Origin of the sequence: Streptomyces sp. NPDC051214, assembly GCF_040682375.1 — a bacterium.
In the GTDB taxonomy this organism is placed as follows: Bacteria; Actinomycetota; Actinomycetes; order Streptomycetales; family Streptomycetaceae; genus Streptomyces.
In genome coordinates this window covers 278,397-297,556 of record NZ_JBFBAT010000008.1, presented here as the reverse complement: position 1 = coordinate 297,556, position 19,160 = coordinate 278,397, and the positions used below count along the sequence as shown (strand labels likewise).

General features: G+C 71.8%; 18 protein-coding genes. 7 read left to right on the top strand and 11 right to left on the bottom strand.

Features of this window, described 5'->3' with window-relative positions:
• Window positions 1-278 precede the first annotated feature (278 nt).
• The 3 genes from AB0M70_RS22750 to AB0M70_RS22740 all read left to right on the top strand — a co-directional run bounded on the left by AB0M70_RS22750 (window position 279) and on the right by AB0M70_RS22740 (window position 3,344).
• The gene (locus AB0M70_RS22750) at window positions 279-1,787 is read left to right on the top strand and encodes an FUSC family protein (protein ID WP_365822040.1); all 1,509 of its coding nucleotides are present in this window, start codon (window positions 279-281) and stop codon (window positions 1,785-1,787) included.
• Between the two features lie 151 nt (window positions 1,788-1,938).
• Window positions 1,939-2,697, top strand: coding sequence for a GAF domain-containing protein (locus AB0M70_RS22745; RefSeq protein WP_365822038.1), 759 nt, complete (start codon window positions 1,939-1,941; stop codon window positions 2,695-2,697).
• An 83-nt stretch (window positions 2,698-2,780) separates the two neighbouring features.
• On the top strand, window positions 2,781-3,344 hold the full coding sequence (locus AB0M70_RS22740) for a VanZ family protein (RefSeq protein WP_365822036.1): 564 nt from the start codon (window positions 2,781-2,783) through the stop codon (window positions 3,342-3,344).
• A 15-nt stretch (window positions 3,345-3,359) separates the two neighbouring features.
• Here AB0M70_RS22740 and AB0M70_RS22735 read toward each other — a convergent pair whose 3' ends face one another.
• Window positions 3,360-3,782 (bottom strand): DUF6003 family protein, encoded by a 423-nt coding sequence (locus AB0M70_RS22735; RefSeq protein ID WP_365822034.1) that lies wholly within the window; start codon window positions 3,780-3,782, stop codon window positions 3,360-3,362.
• 148 nt (window positions 3,783-3,930) lie between these two features.
• Window positions 3,931-4,779 carry an RNA polymerase sigma factor SigF gene (locus tag AB0M70_RS22730; protein ID WP_365822032.1) on the bottom strand — a complete coding sequence of 283 codons (849 nt, stop codon included), beginning with the start codon at window positions 4,777-4,779 and terminating at the stop codon, window positions 3,931-3,933.
• Between the two features lie 209 nt (window positions 4,780-4,988).
• Here AB0M70_RS22730 and AB0M70_RS22725 point away from each other — a divergent pair, with 209 nt between their 5' ends.
• The 4 genes from AB0M70_RS22725 (at window position 4,989) to AB0M70_RS22710 (ending at window position 8,205) form a co-directional block, all read left to right on the top strand.
• Window positions 4,989-5,423 carry an ATP-binding protein gene (locus tag AB0M70_RS22725; protein WP_365822030.1) on the top strand — a complete coding sequence of 145 codons (435 nt, stop codon included), beginning with the start codon at window positions 4,989-4,991 and terminating at the stop codon, window positions 5,421-5,423.
• An 81-nt stretch (window positions 5,424-5,504) separates the two neighbouring features.
• Complete coding sequence (locus AB0M70_RS22720; protein WP_365822028.1) at window positions 5,505-5,738, top strand: XRE family transcriptional regulator; 234 nt, start codon at window positions 5,505-5,507, stop codon at window positions 5,736-5,738.
• A gap of 183 nt (window positions 5,739-5,921) precedes the next feature.
• A complete protein-coding gene (locus AB0M70_RS22715; RefSeq protein WP_365822026.1) occupies window positions 5,922-7,076 on the top strand; it encodes a nitric oxide synthase oxygenase in 1,155 nt (384 codons plus the stop codon).
• A 73-nt stretch (window positions 7,077-7,149) separates the two neighbouring features.
• A complete protein-coding gene (locus AB0M70_RS22710) occupies window positions 7,150-8,205 on the top strand; it encodes a lactonase family protein (protein ID WP_365822024.1) in 1,056 nt (351 codons plus the stop codon).
• Window positions 8,206-8,298: 93 nt separating this feature from the next.
• On the opposite strand, the gene AB0M70_RS22705 is transcribed toward AB0M70_RS22710, so the two are convergent.
• The 9 genes from AB0M70_RS22705 to AB0M70_RS22665 form a co-directional block, all read right to left on the bottom strand.
• Window positions 8,299-9,243, bottom strand: coding sequence for a hypothetical protein (locus tag AB0M70_RS22705; RefSeq protein WP_363206509.1), 945 nt, complete (start codon window positions 9,241-9,243; stop codon window positions 8,299-8,301).
• A gap of 156 nt (window positions 9,244-9,399) precedes the next feature.
• Window positions 9,400-10,350 (bottom strand): BadF/BadG/BcrA/BcrD ATPase family protein, encoded by a 951-nt coding sequence (locus AB0M70_RS22700; protein WP_365822382.1) that lies wholly within the window; start codon window positions 10,348-10,350, stop codon window positions 9,400-9,402.
• Window positions 10,351-10,394: 44 nt separating this feature from the next.
• Window positions 10,395-11,072: a uracil-DNA glycosylase gene (locus AB0M70_RS22695; RefSeq protein ID WP_363206507.1), complete on the bottom strand. Its 678-nt coding sequence runs from the start codon at window positions 11,070-11,072 to the stop codon at window positions 10,395-10,397.
• A gap of 33 nt (window positions 11,073-11,105) precedes the next feature.
• On the bottom strand, window positions 11,106-12,197 hold the full coding sequence (locus tag AB0M70_RS22690) for an exo-alpha-sialidase (protein WP_365822021.1): 1,092 nt from the start codon (window positions 12,195-12,197) through the stop codon (window positions 11,106-11,108).
• Between the two features lie 144 nt (window positions 12,198-12,341).
• Window positions 12,342-13,247: a homocysteine S-methyltransferase gene (gene mmuM, locus AB0M70_RS22685; RefSeq protein WP_365822019.1), complete on the bottom strand. Its 906-nt coding sequence runs from the start codon at window positions 13,245-13,247 to the stop codon at window positions 12,342-12,344.
• The gene (locus AB0M70_RS22680) at window positions 13,244-15,286 is read right to left on the bottom strand and encodes an ABC transporter ATP-binding protein (protein WP_365822017.1); all 2,043 of its coding nucleotides are present in this window, start codon (window positions 15,284-15,286) and stop codon (window positions 13,244-13,246) included. The genes mmuM and AB0M70_RS22680 overlap by 4 nt, the downstream gene beginning before the upstream one ends.
• Window positions 15,287-15,301: 15 nt before the next feature.
• On the bottom strand, window positions 15,302-16,216 hold the full coding sequence (locus tag AB0M70_RS22675; RefSeq protein ID WP_365822015.1) for an ABC transporter permease: 915 nt from the start codon (window positions 16,214-16,216) through the stop codon (window positions 15,302-15,304).
• Window positions 16,213-17,163, bottom strand: coding sequence for an ABC transporter permease (locus AB0M70_RS22670; protein ID WP_365822013.1), 951 nt, complete (start codon window positions 17,161-17,163; stop codon window positions 16,213-16,215). Before AB0M70_RS22670 ends, AB0M70_RS22675 begins: the two co-directional genes overlap by 4 nt.
• Complete coding sequence (locus AB0M70_RS22665; protein ID WP_365822011.1) at window positions 17,160-19,001, bottom strand: peptide ABC transporter substrate-binding protein; 1,842 nt, start codon at window positions 18,999-19,001, stop codon at window positions 17,160-17,162. The genes AB0M70_RS22670 and AB0M70_RS22665 overlap by 4 nt, the downstream gene beginning before the upstream one ends.
• Window positions 19,002-19,160: the final 159 nt, after the last annotated feature.

Genomic DNA, 19,160 nt, shown 5'->3' with positions numbered 1-19,160 from the left:
AAACTCGAGATGCATTGACGTACGACCGGACCCTTGGCGGGTACCCCGGCCCGCATCGAATACGCCATGAGCCGCCATGCCCGCCCGGGATGATCCGTTGGCCCTCCCGTGGTACGGCATGTGGGCGTAGGAGTGGGCCATTGGCTCAGTGGAACAGGTGCCGGTTGAGCCAGTCGGGCTTCGAGTGGTGAAATGTTGCTGTCGATGGCGCTGCGGATCCCCGCGGCGCCTTTTTCATGCGGGCAGGTCGAGTCGTAGGCGAAAGGGGCGGGGCAGCCGTGCTGAAGAGGGTGTTCGTGGCGCCGGACCCGGGGCGGGCGCGGCTGCGGTTCGCGCTGCGGGCCGTCATCGGCATCGCGCTGGCGGTGGCCGTGTGCGGTCTGGCCGGGCACTCGCTGGCCGCGGCGATCACCGGTGGGCTCGCGGCGCTGCTCGCCCTGTTCACCGTCAGCGACGCGACGGTGAAGAAGCAGGCCGTCACGACCCTGCTGCTGCCGGTGGTCGGGTTTCCCGTACTGGCGCTCGCGGCCGGGCTGCACGACGTACCCGTGGCGCGGGACATCGCCTTCCTGGCCGTGATGGGCGCCGGCGTGTACGCGCGGCGGTGGGGGCCGCGCGGACACTCGCTCGGGGTGTTCGCGTTCATGATGTTCTTCGCGACGCAGTTCCTGCACACCGGGCCGGGACAGCTGCCCGAGCTGTTCGCGGCCATCGTGCTGTCCCTGTGCGCCTCATCGGCCGTGCGCTTCGGGGCCTGGTGCTACGAGCGCCGCCTGCCGCCCGCGGTCGTGCCCGCGCCGCCCGGCGGCACGGGGCTGGCCAGAACGACCACCCGGCAGGCGATCCAGGCGACGCTCGGCGGCGCCTTCGCCCTTGCGGCCGGACAGGTTCTCTCCCACGAGCGGTGGTACTGGGCCGTGGGCGCCACCTGGTGGGTGTTCGTGAACACCGCGTCGAGCGGGGAGACGCTGGTGCGCGGCTTCCGGCGGGTCCTCGGCACGGTCATCGGCATCGGCGCGGGCTTCGTCCTCGCGGTACCGCTGCACGGCGCGCCCGTGCCCTCGGCGATCATCGTCGCCCTCAGCGTCTTCGGGATCTTCTACACCGCGGCGGTCTCCTACACCTGGATGATGCTCGCGGTCACCGTGATGGCCGGGGTGCTCTACGGCCTCCTCGGAGTCCTGAACCCGGGGCTGCTCGCCCTGCGGGTCGCGGAGACCGGCGTGGGGGCGCTCGGCGCCGTCCTCGCGGTGCTCCTGGTCCTGCCCGTCACCACGCACGCCACGACCAACGCCTGGATCGAGCGCGCCCTGCGGTGCGTGCACGCCTGCACGGCGGAGGCCGCGGCCCGGCTCGCCGGCTCCGGGAGCGCCGACCCCGCGCCGCTCGTCGCCGAGCTCGAGCAGCTCCTCGGGAAGGTGCGGTTCTCGCTCGCTCCGCTCGTGCACCCGTTCAGTCCGCTGCGGGCCCGCAAGGAGCGCGCCCGGCAGGTGCTCGCGCTGCTCGACGCCTGCGCCCGCGAGGTGCGCGGTCTCGCCTCGATCGCCGCCGACCCCGAGGCCTCGCACGACGACCGGCTCGCCGCCGCCTGCTGGCGCGTGGAGGCCGCGGTGGAGGCGCTCACCGCACCGGAGGCCGCGCGGGGACCGGCCACCGACGCCGCCGCTCTGCCGCACCCCTCCACCGTGGAGCCCGTACTGGCCCATCTGCACGGCCTGGAGAAGGCGCTCGTCGAATTGGCCGTGCCGCTGCGCAGTTCCACCCGTACGCCCCTGATGGGAGCCTGACCAGGCATCTTTCCCTCCGTTTCGGGGGCCGGAGCGACTATGCCGATCGATGGTTTCGGCCGTCGGCTCCGGCCGACGAGACATGAGTCGGCTCATCGCGTGGTAGACGGACTTCCGCTCCTGAGGCACGCGACTGAGAGGGATGCTGACCATGCCGGAGGAATCACCGTCGATCGTGCATGACGTGTCGGTCGCGGCGGCCGTCGGGCGACGCGCGCTGCCGAACCGGCTGTGCACCGCGTTCACGCAGTCGATGGGCGCGCAGCGTGCGGCCCTCTCCTGGCTGCCCAGGCTCGAACACTGGCAACTCCTGCACGCCACCGACGAACCGGCCCTGCAGGCCGAGGCCGCGCAGTTCACCCGCGCCGACGGCCCCTCGGTCAGCGCCGCGCTGGGGATGCAGCCCGTGTTCGTGCCGGACCTGCGCGACTACCCGTGCCGCACCGGACCGCCCCTGGCCGAGGAACTGCCGGGAACCCGGCGGGTGCTCGCGCTCCCGCTGCACGACCGCCACACACCGGTCGGCGTGCTGTGCCTCTACTACACCGAGCGCACCGATGTGACCTCCGACCACATCACCCACGCGCAGCGCGCCGCCGCTCTCGCGCTGGAGGCACTGCTGCGCTGGCGGCCCGTGCACGACGCGGGCGCCGGCTGCCGGCGCCCGGTGTGGACCACCAGCACGCGCGCGGCGCGCTGGGAGCGCATCCATCAGGCGGCGGACTACGTGGCCGCCCGCCAGGAGTGCGCCGTGGCCGAGGGGTTGGCGTGGCTGCAGAAGGTGAGCGCGCGCGACGGCCTCTCCTTGCTCGACGTGGCCGACACCGTCCTGCAGCCGTCCCGGGCCCACCACGACGACGTGCCCGAGGCGAGGAGCGGCCGTGAACGGGCCCGCGGAAGCGCCGCTTGACCCCGGAGTGACGAACGGAAGCGGGTCCACCGCATGTTCGAGGGAAGACGCAGACAGAAGACCCCCTGAAATGGAGGCTCGTGATGGCACGGACAGTTCCGCAGGGCAAGGCCACCAAGGAAGCAGGGGGCCGGAGCGCTCCCGGGACGGCACCCCCGCTCTCCGGGTGGGCGCGGGCGATGGCCATGCTCGTGGCCTTCGCGGGAACGGTGGTCTTCGCCGTGCTCCTTGCCCGCCTCACGCTGGAACCCTCGGTCGCCTCCGAGTCCTTGACGCACAGCAATCTGCGCCCAGGCGACTCGATCCGCGACTACCTCGGACAGCCCGCGTTCCGTGACACCGTCAAACAGCTCGGCGGCAACATCGTGCTCGGCCTGCCGTTCGGCATGCTGCTGCCGGTGCTCGTGCCGCGCGCCCGGGGACTCATACGCGTCATTGCCGTCACGGCACTGGTGATGTTCTTCGTCGAGCTCGCCCAGGGTTTCCTGGTCACCGGGCGAGCCTTCGACGTGGACGACGTGCTGCTCAACACCACGGGCGCCGTGCTCGGTTACCTGCTGATCGGCCGCAGGCTCGGCCGCGCCGTGCACCCTCGCCGCCGGCATTGGTGGCACCGGTTCACGAAGCGGTCCACCGACGCCCGCTGACCGCGCGGTGCGCGGTCACACGGTCAGGCGGCCGATGTCCTGCGGGTCGAGGCCGGTGAGCCGGGCGATGCGGGGCGCGGGGATGCCCGCGGCCAGCGCCCGGTGCACCAGGGCCTCCCAGTCCTGGGTCGTCTCGCGGTACTCCAGGAGTTCGCCCTCCATGTCCGTGACGGACTGGGGCGCGCACTCCTGCTGGACCCGCAGCGCCTCCTCCTCGCTCAACGGCACGAGCAGGCGCTCGGCGTCCTCGGGGATCAGCGCCTCCGACTCGACGGGCAGGATGCGGACCAACTCGGAGGACGCCGAAGCGTCGTGGGCCTGGAGCCAGCCGAGTACGGCGGGGGTCTCCGAGCACTCGAGCGCGCCGACGGCGCCGAGCGCCGTCCCCAGCCGGGGGTGCCGGTCGGGCAGGAGGAAGAGGTATGCGTCGTCGGCCATCGTGGGGGAGTCGCCTTCTCGATCGGACGTCAGCTGTGCACTGAATCAAACATCAGCGGTGCACTGATGCTAGCGCCCGCCGGCGGCTCGTATCCCGCCTTCGTCCCGCCCTCCGGTCATGAGGGCTCGCCCTTGGGCCGTGCGGGCGTCACTGCGTGGTGAGCATGCCCTCGCGCAGGCGGGAGAGGGTGCGGGAGAGCAGGCGCGAGACGTGCATCTGGGAGACGCCGAGGCGCTCGCCGATCTGCGACTGGGTGAGCTCGTCCACGAACCGCATCCGCAGGATCTCCCGGTCGCGCTCGCTGAGCTGGGCGAGCAGCGGGGACAGGGCGTGGAAGTCCTCCACGAGCTCCATGGCGGGGTCCTCCGCGCCGATGAAGTCGGCGAGGGGCGCCTCGTTGTCGTCGCGGTCGCCGGCGTGCAGGGTCGCGTCCAGGGAGGTGGAGTTGTAGCCGTTGGCCGCCGTGCGGGCCTCGATGACCTCTTCCTCGGTGAGGTTCATCAGCTCGGCCAGTTCGCTGACCTTGGGGGCGCGGCCGAGGCGGGTGCTCAGCTCGTCGGTGGCCTTGGCGAGTTCGACGCGGGCCTCCTGGAGGCGGCGCGGAACGTGGACGGCCCATGAGGTGTCGCGGAAGAACCGCTTGATCTCGCCGACGATGTACGGCACGGCGAACGTGGCGAACTGGACCTCGCGGGAGAGCTCGAAGCGGTCGATGGCCTTGATCAGGCCGATCGTGCCGACCTGGACGATGTCCTCCATGTCGTCGCCGCGGTGCCGAAACCTTCCTGCGGCGTACCGGACCAGCGACATGTTCATCTCGACGAGGGTGTTGCGGGCGTACTGGTACGCGTGCGTGCCCTCTTCGAGCGTGGCGAGCCGGGAGAAGAACAGCTTCGACAGGTCGCGCGCGTCCTTGGGCCCGATGCTTTGGGGAGAGACGATCTCCGGCAGTTCCGCGATGTCCGTGCCCGTGGATGTACCGGTGGCCGTTGTCATGAGTTCCCTCCCTGTCCGCCGGCCCTCCGTCGTCCCCCGACCGGCCGGTGAAGCGCACGTACCCGCACGTCGGCGCTTCATGCGCATCACTTTGCAACAAGATCCGTTGTTCGCCGGAGCGTTACAGGCCCCGTATAGCGGGCAAGTGTGCATCTCGGACAGCGGCCATCCCATATTCGGACCGAGGACAACCCGTACGAGGAGGGCACATGAGGACGCACGGGACGCGACTGAAGACAGGTCCGTCGCCTTTGGACACCGGAGCGTCGGACGGAGCGGTATTCGACAAGCGGCCGGAATCCGTCGCCCACGCCCGGGACTTCGCGCGCGCTTTCGTGGACGGGCTCCGCCCGGCCATGCAACCCCAGGACGTGGTGAGCATCGAGCTCGCGGTGTCCGAGCTCGTCACCAACGTCGTACGGCACGCGCGCGGGACGTCGTGTTCCCTGCGCCTCGAGGCGGAGCCGGACGCAGTGGCCGTGACGGTCGGCGACGCCGACCCGCGCCCGCCGCAGGAGCGGATGCCCGACCTGGCGGGCGGCACCGGTGGATTCGGCTGGCCCATGGTCCAGCACATGGCAAGGACGGTCACCGTCACGAGGGGGCCGGTCGGCAAGACCATCCGGGCCGTGCTGCCGCGCTAGCGACTGCCCGCGCCGCCGTGCGGCGCACGCGGCCCGCGAGGCATAGGGAATGAGAGCGCGCGGGCGGGGCAGGAGAGGTCAATGGACGACCTGTCTCAGCTACTCCAGCAGACCATGCGCCGCCGTCATCTGACGCCGCAGGCGCTCGCGGACAAGACCGGGATCCGCACCCCGCGCATCCGGGCCTTCGCCGAGGACGGAGCCGAAGGGCCCGTCCGCCCGACCGACGAGGAACTGGCCGAGCTGGCCGGCGCCCTCGCACTGCCGGCCATCCAAGACGCCGCGCGGCACACGGCCGCGGCAACCTCCCCTTGAGCGCGAAGCCCACGGCGACCTGCCGTTCGCGGTCCCGGTCTGGACACTTCGCCCCTTTCTGAGGCATGTGCACCGGGCACATACAGGGTGGATCACCCCGTCGACGGGGTAGTCCCGCGGCTAACAGACGCGCGGGCCGTGCGGGAGCGGATCGCGCCCCGCAGCCGCCCCTGGGGGTGCACCATGCGGAATGCCAGCATCCCCGCCGACCCCCACCAGCGTGCCGCCCTACGCCGCTCCGCCGCCGAGTTCATCCGGCTCCACCACGGCGAGGCCCAGCGCGGTGATCCAGGGCCGCGGATCGCGCAGGTGTTCGCCGAGATCGCGGAGACGGGGACGTACCGCCACACCTCCGAAGAGCTCGTGTTCGGTGCCCGGCTCGCCTGGCGCAACGCCGCCCGCTGCATCGGGCGCCTCTACTGGCGCTCCCTGCGCGTCCTGGACCGCAGGGAGCTGACCCGCGCCGAGGACATCGCCGCCGCGTCCGCGGAGCATCTGCGGGAGGCCGTCGGCGGCGGGCGCCGGATCAGGCCCCTCATCACCGTCTTCGCGCCCGACGCGCCCGGCCGCCCCGGGCCCCGCATCTGGAACGAGCAGCTCATCAGGTACGCCGGATACCGGCGCCCCGGCGGCGGTGTGGTCGGGGACCCGCGCAACATCGGGATCACCGCCTTCGCGCGCGGCCTCGGCTGGCCGGGCGGCCCCGGCACCCCCTTCGACGTACTGCCCCTGGTCGTCCAGGGCGCCGACGGCGCACCCCGCTGGTTCCGGCTGCCGCCCGACGCCGTGCTCGAAGTGCCCATCGAGCACCCCGAGTACGCCGGGTGGGCGGGCCTGGGGCTGCGGTGGCACGCCGTGCCCGCGCTGGCCTGCATGTGCCTGGAGATCGGGGGAGTCTGCTATCCGGCGGCGCCGTTCAACGGCTGGTACATGGGTACCGAGATCGGCGCCCGCAACCTCGCCGACAGCGACCGCTACGACCTGCTGCCGCGCGTCGCCGCACGGCTGGGGCTCGACACGGCGAGCGACCGCTCGCTCTGGAAGGACCGCGCCCTCGTCGAACTCAACCGTGCGGTGCTCCACTCCTTCGACCGGGCCGGTGTCACCATCGCCGACCACCACACCGAGTCCCGGCGTTTCCTGACCCACCTCGGCCGCGAGGAGAGCAAGGGCCGCACCGTCGGCGCCGACTGGTCCTGGATCGTGCCGCCCCTGTCCGGCAGCGCGACCCCCGTCTTCCATCGCACCTACGACCTGGTCGAGCGGCACCCCGCCTACGTCCACCACCCGGCCGCGCTCGCGAGGACGCGCGGCGAAAGCCACGGCGCCTTGGTCTAGACCGCCTGCTAGCGTCTGCCGCACGAGCGCCGCCCCAACCCGGTGCCCGGTCCGCAGTCGAGAGGGGAACGCAGTGGTCGGCAAGCACGGCGACAGTCAACGGGCGTACATCGGGTCCTTCACCGCGGCGGGCGGGGCCGGGATCCTCACCGCGGCCGTCGACCCGGACAGCGGTGCGCTGACCGTTCTCGGCGCCACGGAGACCGTCGCCGACCCGTCGTACCTCGCGCTGTCGGCGGCGGGCGACACCCTCTACGCCGTCAGTGAGACCACCGACGGAGCCGTCGTCGCGTACCGCCTCGACGGCGACAAGCCCGAGCAGACCGGGCCGCCGGTCGCGGTCGGCGGGGACGCGCCCACCCATCTGGCCCTGCACGCCGGGCACGTCCTGACCGCCAACTACGGCTCGGGCAGCGTCACCGCCGTGCCCGTGCGCTCCGACGGCAGCCTCGCGCCCGCCCCCTCAGGCGTCCTGGCGCACACCGGCTCGGGGCCCCACCCCCAGCGTCAGCAGCGTCCGCACGCCCATCAGGTCCTGCCCGACCCGAGCGGCCGGTGGGTGGTGAGCGTCGACCTCGGCACCGACTCCGTACGCGTCTGCGAGCTCTCGGCGGCGGGTGAGCCGACCCTGCGCCGCGAGGTCGCGCTGCGGCCCGGCTCGGGCCCGCGGCACCTCGTGTTCCACCCGCGCGGCGACCGCGCCTACGTCCTGAACGAGCTCGCCCCCACCCTCACCATCTGCGCCTGGGACGGCGTCGACGGGACGCTCAAGCCGCTCGGCGAGGCGGCCGTCCTGCCGGGCCCCACGGACGGCGACGGCGAGGCCTTTCCCTCCGAGGCCGTCATCGCCCCCGACGGCCGCTTCCTGTGGACCGCGACCCGTGGCCAGGACGTCATCTCGGTGCTCGCGCTCGACGAGGCGGGGACACGGCCGCGGCTCGCCGCCACCGTGCCGTGCGGCGGCCACTGGCCGCGTGACCTGGCCATCGATCCGTCGGGGCGATTCTTGTACGCGGCCAACGAGCGCTCCGGCGACGTGACGTGGTTCGCCGTGGACCCCGAGACGGGCATTCCGCGGCGCGCGGGCTCGATCGAGGCCCCTGCCGCCTCCTGCGTGATCTTCAACTGAGCCATCGCGCCCGCGTACGCCGATGGGCCCGCCCCCTGCATCAGGGGGCGGGCCCATCGGCGTGACGGCATCAGGTCTGCCGGCGCGGTGCGGTCAGTGGACCGGCGCGCCCGACGGCTGCTGCGGAGCGATGCCGAGCGCCGACGTGTACTTGGAGAGGGCGAGCTTGCCGATGGCCGGGTAGGCGCCGAGCGACTCGGCGACCGCGCAGCCGGCCTCCTTGGCGGCGGCGTCGAGCAGGCTGCCGTCGATCTCGGGACCGATCAGGTACGGGGCGAGCGCCAGTTGCGTGGAGCCGGAGCCGCGCAGCTCCTCGGCGGTGTTCGCGATGGCGCCCTCCTGGTCGAGCGCGGCGGCCATCACCGGCACCGCGAGGCGGGCCGCGAGCAGCATGCCGGTGATCCCGGCGGCCTGCACGGCCTCCTCGCCGCCGACCGTGGCGAGGACGATGCCGTCCGCCGCGGTGGCCACCGTGAACAGGCGGGCGCGGTCGGCGCGGGCGAGTCCGGCCTCCGAAAGACGCACGTGCAGTCCCTCGGCGAGCAGCGGGTGCGGGCCGAGGACGTCGGTCAGCTCGGCGGGGGCACGGCTGTCCATCACGGCCTGGCGCACGCGCCGCATCAGCGCGTTGTCGGGACCCGCGAGGAGGGGGACCACGACGGCGACGGGGCCGTCGGGCTCGGCGACGTCCGCCCCCGCGGCGCGCGCCTGCTCGAAGCGCGCGGTGCGCTCGGCGGCGGCGTGCGCGAGCACGGAGTGCAGCGAGGGGAACTCCGGGAACGAGGTGACCGTGGCGTCCTCGGTCCCGTCGAGGTACCCGATGCGGGCGTCGAGGCCGGGCAGCTCGGAGCGGGCGATGCTCACGACTTCCTCGGCGAGGCTGCGCGTGGCGCTGCTGGGTACGCCCGGTACGGCGAGAACGAGCGCGGGCGCGTTCTCGGGAGCCGCCACGGGCTCCGGGCGGCGGTGCCGCCCGGGCTGGCGGGGTCGCGGCATTCGTACGGGCAGGCCTGATGCGGGCCCAGTGGAGGAGCTCATGGCGCCGCATGCTACTGGTTTCGAGGGCTTCGCTGTTCGGGGAGGGTACAGGTGGGCGGTATAAGTCCGCTTTTGTCTTATGAGTTACGTAAAGCTCGACTGTCATATTCCGGAGTGGTCGCTTCCGGAGTGCTCAACTGTCCTCTCGCACGCGCGTCACCTGCCCTGCGGCAGGTGCACGGCCAACATGCGCGGGTCGAGCGGCAGCCGCAGCCGGTCCGCGGCGAGATCGACCGCGATGCGCACCGCGCCGTCCAGCGGATCACCGGCGGCCGCGACGACGCGCACCTCCCGCAGCAGGCCCCGCAACTCCGCGTGCACCGGGTCGAGCAGCGCCCTGCCCATCTTGAACAGGCCCCCGGTCAGGGCGACTTCGGGCACCTCGCCCTGGCTCACCGCGTCGGACGCCGGGCAGACGGCGGCCGCTGCCTCGGCGATGTGCCGGGCGGCGTCCCGCAGGATCGTGTCGGCCACGGGGTCCTCGGGGGCGCAGCGCGCCACCTCGGGTGCGAACGAGGCGAGCATCGCGGGCCGGTCCGTACGGGGATAGAGCTGACCGGGCACGCCCGGCGCCGGGCCGAAGAGCTCCTCGGCGCGGGCGAGCAGCGCCTTCGAGCCGTTGCGCCTGCCGTCGAACGCCCGCATCGCCGCTTCGAGGCCGGCCCGGCCGATCCAGGCGCCACCGCCGCAGTCGCCGAGCAGGTGGCCCCAGCCGTCGGCGCGGTGCCAGGCGGTCAGGTCCGTGCCGATCGCGATCATGCCGGTGCCCGCGGCGACGACCGCGCCGGGACGGTCGCCGAGCGCGCCCACGTACGCGGTGACACCGTCCGCTGCGAGGGCGAGGCGCCGTACCCCGAGGGCTTGCCGGAGCGCCCCCGGCAGTTGCGCGCGCAGGTCGTCGCCGAGGCTGGCCATGCCCGCAGCGCCGATGGCGACCGCGGTGATGTGCCCTGCGCCCGCCTGCGCCAGCAACTCCCTGGCCATGGGCACCAGTTGCTCGGAGAAGTGCTCGGCGTCGATGCCGTGCGCGCCCGTGCGCACCGGCTCCTTCGAGCTCACCGGCGCCGCGATGGCCGCACCGTCAAGGCCGCCCAGGGCGACCCGCATTCCGGAGCCGCCCGAGTCCACCCCGAGGACACACGAGGTGTCCGTCACGGAAGCCGCCAGTCCACCGGCTGCCCGCCCTGCTGGACGAGGAGGTCGTTGGCGCGGCTGAAGGGGCGCGAGCCGAAGAAGCCGCGGTCCGCCGACATCGGCGAGGGGTGCGAGGACTCGACCGACGGCAGCGGGCCGAGCAGCGGCCGCAGATTGCGCGCGTCGCGCCCCCACAGGATGGAGACGAGGGGACGGCCGCGTGCGGCGAGCGCCTTGATGGCCTGCTCGGTGACCTCCTCCCAGCCCTTGCCCCGGTGCGCTGCGGGGCGCCCCGGGGCCGTGGTGAGCGCCTTGTTGAGCAGCAGGACGCCCTGCTGCGTCCAGGGCGTCAGGTCGCCGTTCGACGGCTGCGGGAGGTTCAGGTCGGAGCCCAGCTCGCGGTAGATGTTGATGAGACTGCCGGGCAGCGGGCGCACCTCGGGCGCGACCGAGAACGACAGACCCACCGCGTGCCCGGGGGTCGGATAGGGGTCCTGGCCGACGATCAGCACCCGCACCTCGTCGAAGGGCTGTTGGAACGCGCGCAGCACGTTCGGCCCGGACGGGAGGTAGGTGCGTCCCGCGGCGATCTCCGCGCGCAGGAAGTCTCCCATCTCGGTGATCTTCCCGGCGACGGGTTCGAGGGCCTTCGCCCAGCCCGCCTCGACGATTTCATGCAAGGGTCGTGGTGCCACGGCGTCACCCTACTGCCGTAACCGGGTCGTCGATCAACCGATGGCCGCCGCCCTCACGCACAGTACGTCGGGCAGGTGGGACGCCAACTCCCGCCAGCTGTCCCCGTCGTCCGCCGACGCGTACACCTCGCCGTTGCGATTGCCGAAGTAGATGCCCGCGGGGTCCTGGCCGTCGCTGCACATCGCGTCGCGCAGCACCGTGCCGTAGTGGTCGCCCGCCGGGAGGCCCTCGCCGAGAGGCTCCCAGCTCTTGCCCGCGTCGGACGTGCGGTAGACGCGGCAGCGGTGGTCGGCGGGGACGCGGTCCATGTCGGCGTTGATGGGGAAGACGTAGGCGGTGTCCGCCCGGTGCGGGTGGGCGACGGCGGCGAAACCGAAGTCGGACGGCAGGCCCTCGCCGATGTCCGTCCAGTGCGCGCCCGCGTCGTCGCTGCGGAACACGCCCCAGTGGTTCTGCAGATACAGGCGGTCGGGGTCGGCCGCGTCCCGCGCGACCTTGTGCACGCACTGGCCGAACTCCGGGTTCGGGTCCGGCAGGAAGACCGCGGAGACGCCGTTGTTCGACGGGGACCAGCTCTTGCCGCCGTCCTGGGTGCGGAAGACCCCGGCGGTGGAGACGGCGACCGTCACCGCGTCCGGGTCGCGGGGGTCGGTCAGGATGGTGTGCAGGCCCTCACCGCCGCCACCCGGCACCCACTGTGCGCGGGTGGGGTGCTCCCAGAGGGGGCGCACGAGTTCGAAGGTCTCGCCGCGGTCGTGCGACTTGTACAGTGCGGCCGGTTCCGTGCCCGCGTACACCACGTCCGGTTCGGCGGCGGCCGGGTGCAGTTGCCAGACCCGCTCCAGTGAGGCCTCGGTGTCCTTGGGGAACTTGACGGCTGCCTTGGACGGCTCTGTCCAGGTCCTGCCGAGGTCGTCGGAGTGGAAGACGGAGGGGCCGAAGTGGGAACTGTCGCCGCCCACCAGGAGGCGCGGGGCGCTGCCCCGGGTGTCGATGGCCACCGAATAGATGGCCTGGGCGTTGAAGTACGGGCTGTCGTCGAACTGCCAGGTGTCCGTGCCGGCGCGTTTGCGGCCGATGAAGAGGCCTTTGCGAGTGCCTACGGTCAGAATGATCTCGGCCATGGTGAGCCACCTCCGGGACGTCGTTGTCTCAGGTACGGCTCAGTCTGCACCCCGGCACTGACAGTCACCCCTGAGCGAGGTGTCATCGCAGGTCGGAACGGGTGTGGCGGAGGTGTCGCGCACCTTTGCGCACCCCCTGGGACCTCACTCGGACCGGTCGGTTCCGGACAGTTCCGCGGCCACCCGGGCGATCGTTTCCGGCCCCACCCGGCAGCACCCTCCGATCAGGCGTGCCCCCGCGTCCCGCAGGCCCGCCACCCGCCCCGCGGTGAAGCGCGACGGGCCCCGCCAGGCCCTGGCGGACGCGTCCCACGTCTCGCCGCTGTTCGGGTACGCCACCACCGGCTTCCCGGTGATCCTCGCGGCGAGGCGCACCGCCGCGTCCGCGTCCAGCGGGTCGCAGCAGTTGACGCCGACCGCGAGGATCTCCTCGGCGTCGGCGGCCAGCGCGAAGGCCTCCGTCAGGGGCTGGCCCGCCCGCGTGTAGCCCCCGGCCACGGTGTACGAAAGCCAGGCGGGCACCCCCAGGCCCCGCACCGCCCGCAGCAGGGCCCGCGCCTCGTCGGTGTCCGGCACCGTCTCCAGGGCGAAGACATCGGGTTCCGCGTCGGCGAGGACCTCCAGGCGCGGGCGGTGGAAGCGTTCGAGCTCGGCCACCGTCAGGCCGTACCCGCCCCGGTACTCGGAGCCGTCCGCGAGCATCGCGCCGTACGGCCCCGCGGACGCGGCCACCCACACCTCGCGGCCCGCGTCCGCGCCCGCGTCCCGGGCCAACTCGACGCTTAGGCGCAGCAGTTCGGCGGTGCTCAGCGCGTCGATGCCGTGCTTCGCGAAGCCCTCGAACGTCGCCTGGTAGCTCGCCGTGGTGGCGATGTCCGCGCCCGCCTCGTAGTACGCCCGGTGTGCCGCCGTGATGGCCTCCGGCCGGTCGGCGAGCAGCCTCGCCGACCACAGGGCGTCGCTCAGGTCGTGCCCCGCGGCCTCCAGCTGGTTGGAGAGGCCGCCGTCGAGCACGAGCGGGCGTCGGGTCAGGGCATCCGCGAGTTTCACACCGTCGACGCTAGCCGAGGAGCGGACAGGGGGAAGTGACACGCGACCTGGTGTCCCGGACCGTTCGGCGTGCTCGCCTGCGGCTCCGTGGTGGCGCAGACGTCCTGAGCCGCGGGGCAGCGGGTACGGAACCGGCAGCCCGACGGCGGTTTCGCCGCCGACGGTGTCTCGCCCTCCAGGGGCGTGCGGACCACACCGCGCGCCGCGTCCGGGTCCGGCAGGTTGACCGTGTCGAGCAGGCCCCGCGTGTAGGGGTGCAGGGGATGGGCGTACACCTGCTCGGCGGGTCCCGACTCGACCAGCTTGCCCAGGTACATCACGCCGACGGTGTCCGCGAGGTGGCGCACCACCGCCAGGTCGTGCGAGATGAACAGATATGTCAGGCCGCGCTCCCGCTGCAGCTCCCGCATCAGGTTCAGGATCTGCGCCTGCACGGAGACGTCGAGCGCGGACACCGGCTCGTCCGCCACCACCAGGTCGGGGGAGAGGGTCAACGCCCGCGCGAGGCCCAGGCGTTGGCGCTGTCCGCCGGAGAACTCGTGGGGGTAGCGGTGCACGGCGCCACGCGGCAGGCCCACCGAGTCCAGGAGTTCGGCGATCAGTCTCTCCTGCTCGGCACGGGTGCCGACGCCCTGGATGACCAGGGGCTCCCGGAGGATCTCGCCCACCCGCATCCGGGGGTCCATGGCGGCCGTGGAGTCCTGGAACATCAGCTGGACGCGCCGCCGGTGCGCCCGCCGCTCGGCCCGTGACATCCGCGCCGGGTCCTGGCCCTCGAAGCGCACGTGCCCGGCCGTCGGCTCCTCCAGGCCCGCGACGATCCGGCCGAGCGTGGTCTTGCCGCACCCGGACTCGCCGACCATGCCGAACGTCTCGCCCTTGCGGACCTCGAGCGTGACCCCGCCGACCGCGCTCACCGTACCCCGGGTGCGCGAGAAGGCGCCGCCCTTGAGCGGGAACTCCTTCACCAGGGAGTCGAGTTCGAGGAGTACGTCACCGGGCGCGCGCGGCGCGGGCACGGCCGGCGGCACGACGACCTCGTCCACCGACGCGTCGTCGGGCACCGGGTGGAAGCAGGCGAACCGGTGCCCGGCGCCCCGCACCTCGTCGTCCGCGAGCTGCGGCTCCTGTGCACGGCACTCGTCCGTGGCGAAGGTGCAGCGCGGCGCGAAGCGGCATCCGGTCGGGCGCACCGCCAGGTTCGGCGGCAGGCCCGGGATCGTGTGGAGCGCGGTGCCGTTGTCCGCGGCCCGCTCGGGGAGCGAGGCGAAGAGTGCCTCCGTGTAGCGGTGCCGGGGTCTGGCGAACAGGGCGCGTACGTCGGCCTGTTCGGCGACCTTGCCCGCGTACATCACCGCGACCCGGTCGACCCGGTTGGCGATGACGCCCAGGTCGTGCGTGACCAGGATCATCGCCATGCCGAGGCGTTCACGCAGGCCGTCGATGAGTTCCAGGATCTGGTGCTGCGTCGTCACGTCGAGGGCGGTCGTCGGCTCGTCCGCGATGAGCAGCTTCGGCTCGCAGACCAGGGCCATGGCGATCGCCACGCGCTGGCGCATGCCGCCGGACAGCTGGTGCGGATACGCCTTCATCCGCTCGGCCGGCTGTGGCATGCCGACCAGGCGCAGCATCTCCTCGGCCCGCGCCCACGTCTCCTTCCTGCTCAGCTCGGGGCGGTGCAGGACGAGCGGCTCGGCCACCTGCGCGCCGATGGTCATCGTCGGGTTGAGCGAGGTGAGCGGGTCCTGGAAGACCATGCCGATGGTGTTGCCCCGTACGCCGTGAAGGACCGGCGCGGGGGCCGCGGCCAGGTCCTGGCCGTCGAACAGGACACGTCCGCCGGTGATGTCGCCGCCTGGCGGGAGCAGGCCGAGGACGCTGAGCGCGGTCATCGTCTTGCCGCAGCCCGATTCACCGACGATGCCCAGGGCCTCGCCCGGGGCGAGTGCGAGGGAGATGCCGTCGAGGGCGTGGACGGTGCGCTCGCGCGAGGTGATGTCGACGCGCAGGTCGTCGATCGTGAGCAGAGGCTCGGTCATGGTGTCGGTTCTCCCTTACTTCCGCAGCCGTACTTCGAACGCGTCCCGCAGCCCGTCACCGATGAAGTTGAACGCGGCGACGACCAGGACGATCGCGATGCCCGGCGGGAAGATCAGCCACCAGTAGCCGTTCTGCGTGTAGGTGATGCCGGCCGAGAGCATCGAGCCCCAGTCGGCCGACGGCGGCGGGATGCTCAGGCCGAGGAAGGCCAGATAGCTGACGTAGAGGATGGCGTCGGCGATCTGGAAGGTGCAGTTGACGATGACCGTGCCGATCGCGTTCGGCACGATGTGCTTGAACACCGCCCGCGCACCACCGCCGCCCATCATCCGCATCGCCTGCACGTACTCGCGGTCGCGCAGCGAGAGCGCCTCGCCGCGCACCAGGCGGGCGGGGGAGAGCCAGGCGACCGAGGCGATGATGACGATGAGGACGCCCTTGCTGGGCGTGATGATCGCGGCGACCACGACGAGCAGGAACATCGCAGGGATGGCGAGCGCCGCGTCCGTGATCCGCATCATGGCCGCGTCCACCCAGCCGCCGAAGTACCCGGCGACGGCGCCGTACACGGTGCCGAAGAGCGTCGCCAACAGCCCGGCCGCGAGGCCGATCTCGAGCGACGTCTGCCCGGCGACCATCAGCCGCCCGACCATGTCGTAGCCGAGGTCGGTGGTGCCCAGGAGATGGCCGGAGCTGCCCGGTGCGAGGTTGGCCTGGGACAGGTCGGTGTGCGTCTGCTCGGTGGAGTACAGGAGCGGCCCGAGGTAGCTGAAGGCAAGGAGCAGCACCAGGACCACCACGCCCGTCAGGGCGAGCTTGTTGCCGGTGAAGACCTGGAGTGTGCGGCGGGCCAGCGAGGGCGTGGCCTGCGCCGCCGCCTCGTTCCCCGGGGCTGCCCCGGGGGTGACGTCTGCGGTCGCGGTACTCATGCCACGCTCCGGATCCGGGGGTCGAGGACGGCGTACAGGATGTCGGTGAGCAGCGAGCCGACGACGGTGGCGACGCCGACGACGAGCGTCACGCCGAGCAGGACCGGGAAGTCGGAGCCCTGCGCCGCGTTCCAGAACAGCAGCCCCATGCCGGGGTAGTTGAACATCGACTCGACGACGAGCGCGCCGCTGAAGAGCGTCGGCAGGTAGAGGCCGAGGAGTGTGGCCAGCGGAATCAGCGCGTTGCGCAGGACGTGCCTGACCATGATCCGGCGGCTCGACTGGCCCTTGGCCATCGCCGTGCGGACGTACTCCTCGGTGAGGTTGTCGAGGACCGCGGAGCGCATGTAGCGGCTGAACATCGCCACGATGCCGAACGCCATGGTGACCACCGGGAGCACCAACCCCGTGAAGTCGCCCAGGAGTTCGCGCACGCTCTCGCCCTGGGGCGCCTCCGCCGGGAGGATCGGCATCACCTGCGCGAACAGGATGATCATGATGAGGCCGAGGAAGAACACCGGCGTCGCGTAGAGGAGGAAGGCGAGTCCCGTCAGCGCGTAGTCCGACGCCTTGCCGCGCCGCACCGCCTGGAGCAGGCCGAGCGGGACGGCGATGACCACGGCGAGCGCGGTGGAGAGGACCGTCAGGAGCAGTGTCTTCGGCAGGCGCTGCTTGAGCAGGTCGAAGACCGGCGAGTTGAGCTTGAACGACTCGCCGAGGTCGCCGGTGAACAGCCGCTTCAGGTACATCACGTACTGCGCGGGCAGCGAACGGTCGTAGCCCTGCTGGTGGTTGAAGGTCTCGATCTGCTGCGGTGTGCCCTTCGGGCCGAGGATGGCGCGTGCGGGGCCGCCGGGCAGCATGTGCAACAGCGTGAAGACGATGATCGAGACCAGGAACAGCACGACCAGCGCCTGAAGGAAGCGCTTGACCAGAAAGCCGGTCACTTCTCGGCTCCCTTCTTCTTGACGTAGTACCAGTCCTGCGGTGCGAAGGTGACCGTCGGGTTCTGGCTGACGCCCCGCAGGTCGTTGCGGATCACGGAGACCTGGTAGGCGGGATTGGGCATCCACATCACCGGCAGCTGCTCGGCCAGGTACGCGCCGTACGCGTGCACGGCCTTCATGTCGGGCGAGTACTGCACGGCGCGGATGATCCGGTCGGCCTTCTTGTCGCTGTAGTTGCCGAAGTTGGCCGAGGCGCCCGTGGAGAAGAGCTGCTCGCCGCTCGGGTTGAGCGGGTAGTACCAGCTGCCGGCCGTGCCGAAGAACGACATGTCCCAGTCGCAGCCGGGATCCTTCGCCTTGCAGGGCACGGAGTTGCCGAGCACCGAGTTCAGCGGCTGCTGACGCACGGTCAGGTCGATCCCGCCCTTGGAGAGCGAGGACTTGAGCTCCTGCATCATGTTCGTGGTCTCGGTGGAGCCGGACTGCGAGAGCAGGGTCAGTTCGAGCGGCGCGTTCCTCGCGATGCCCTTGCCGCACTCGTCGGGCCCTGTCCCGGGGCGTACGCAGCGTGCGGTGCCGTCCTGCGTCCGCCAGCCGTGCTCGGCGAGGAGCCGCTGTGCCCTTCGCACATCGAAGGGGTACCGGTTCTTCTCCATCGCCTTGGACAGGTACTGGCTCTTCGGCGTCACCGGCACCGGACCGAGCGTCGGCGTGGCGCTGCCCTGCCAGATGACGTCGCTCATCGCCTTCTGGTCCACGAGGTGCTGCATGGCCTGGCGGATGTAGAGCTGGTCCATCATCGGGCCCGCGTGCGTGGAGTTGAAGTTGTAGACGATGTACGTCGCCGCCCAGCCCTCCCAGGGGTCGGTGCGGTAGCCCTTCTCCTCGAACTTCTCCTTCTGCGCCATGACCGACGGCGGGATGTAGCCGTAGTCGACGCCTCCGGAGCGCAGGACGTTGTACTCGGAGTCCGCGGTGGTGAAGGGCTTGAAGACGACCTTGTCGAGGTGCGGGCGCTGCGACTTCGGGCCGGTGTACTTCTCGTTAGGGACGATGGTGACCTGGCCGCTGTCGCGCCAGCCCGCCAGCTTCCAGGGGCCGTTGACCGTCTTCCAGAGCGGGTCCGAACCGTACGAACCGAGGCTCTTGGCGTGCCGCGTGAGCCGCGCGAAGACGGTCTTGGCGCCGGACGTGGTGCGGTCCCAGTCGCCGACCTCGCCGCCGTCGGTCTTGGCGTCCCAGGCGTGCTGGGGCAGGGCGCGCATCAGGGTGAGCTGGTTGGCGGTGAACCAGTCCGGGTTGTACGCGCGGCTCAGGTGCAGGCGCACGGTGTGGTCGTCGACGGTCTCGAACCGCTTGACGTTGTCGGGCATCGTGCCGACCGAGTAGTTGCCCCAGCTCGTCTTGTTGGCCTTGACGAGGTTGAACCAGAACTCGATGTCCCGCGAGGTGACCGGCTTTCCGTCGGACCACGTCACGCCCTCGCGCAGCGACACGGTCACCGTCTTGTTGCCGTCGCTGAACTTGGGCTCCCGGCCGAGCGTGCTCGGGCCGTGCGTGGTCAGCTCGTCCTTGTCCTTGTCCTGCACGGCGTCGTACACCGGCATGTAGAGCAGCGACTGGATGCCGTAGTTGTACGAGGCCCCGTAACCGGGGGCGCCGATCGGGAAGATCCAGTTCGGCGTCGCGGCGGGCGGCAGGGCCATCGTGGCGGTGCCGCCCTCGACCGGAGTGCCGCCCGTGGGGCCCATGTCGACGCGGCCGCCCTCCTGCGTGCAGCCGGTGACCGCCGCCGCGAGGACGAGCAGCGCCGCCGCCGCGGACCTGAATGAGCGCATGGCGATGGGCCTCCAAGGGGTACGGGGCCGGCCCCGTACCGGAGAACGACGAGGCGGCGCCCGAACGCTAGGCCGCACGAGAAAACCAAGTCAATAGCTTCATTCGGCAAGAAGTCTTAAAGTCGGCAAGGCTGGCCAACTTGCTTCGAAGAGGCCTAG

What these genes read in the sequence shown, in the direction of transcription:
- AB0M70_RS22745 (WP_365822038.1), top strand. Translation starts at nt 1,939, where the DNA reads ATGCCGGAGGAATCACCGTCGATCGTGCATGACGTGTCGGTCGCGGCG.
- AB0M70_RS22740 (WP_365822036.1), top strand. Translation starts at nt 2,781, where the DNA reads ATGGCACGGACAGTTCCGCAGGGCAAGGCCACCAAGGAAGCAGGGGGC.
- AB0M70_RS22735 (WP_365822034.1), bottom strand. Translation starts at nt 3,782, where the DNA reads ATGGCCGACGACGCATACCTCTTCCTCCTGCCCGACCGGCACCCCCGG.
- AB0M70_RS22730 (WP_365822032.1), bottom strand. Translation starts at nt 4,779, where the DNA reads ATGACAACGGCCACCGGTACATCCACGGGCACGGACATCGCGGAACTG.
- AB0M70_RS22725 (WP_365822030.1), top strand. Translation starts at nt 4,989, where the DNA reads ATGAGGACGCACGGGACGCGACTGAAGACAGGTCCGTCGCCTTTGGAC.
- AB0M70_RS22720 (WP_365822028.1), top strand. Translation starts at nt 5,505, where the DNA reads ATGGACGACCTGTCTCAGCTACTCCAGCAGACCATGCGCCGCCGTCAT.
- AB0M70_RS22715 (WP_365822026.1), top strand. Translation starts at nt 5,922, where the DNA reads ATGCGGAATGCCAGCATCCCCGCCGACCCCCACCAGCGTGCCGCCCTA.
- AB0M70_RS22705 (WP_363206509.1), bottom strand. Translation starts at nt 9,243, where the DNA reads ATGAGCTCCTCCACTGGGCCCGCATCAGGCCTGCCCGTACGAATGCCG.
- AB0M70_RS22700 (WP_365822382.1), bottom strand. Translation starts at nt 10,350, where the DNA reads ATGCGGGTCGCCCTGGGCGGCCTTGACGGTGCGGCCATCGCGGCGCCG.
- AB0M70_RS22690 (WP_365822021.1), bottom strand. Translation starts at nt 12,197, where the DNA reads ATGGCCGAGATCATTCTGACCGTAGGCACTCGCAAAGGCCTCTTCATC.
- AB0M70_RS22680 (WP_365822017.1), bottom strand. Translation starts at nt 15,286, where the DNA reads ATGACCGAGCCTCTGCTCACGATCGACGACCTGCGCGTCGACATCACC.
- AB0M70_RS22675 (WP_365822015.1), bottom strand. Translation starts at nt 16,216, where the DNA reads ATGAGTACCGCGACCGCAGACGTCACCCCCGGGGCAGCCCCGGGGAAC.
- AB0M70_RS22665 (WP_365822011.1), bottom strand. Translation starts at nt 19,001, where the DNA reads ATGCGCTCATTCAGGTCCGCGGCGGCGGCGCTGCTCGTCCTCGCGGCG.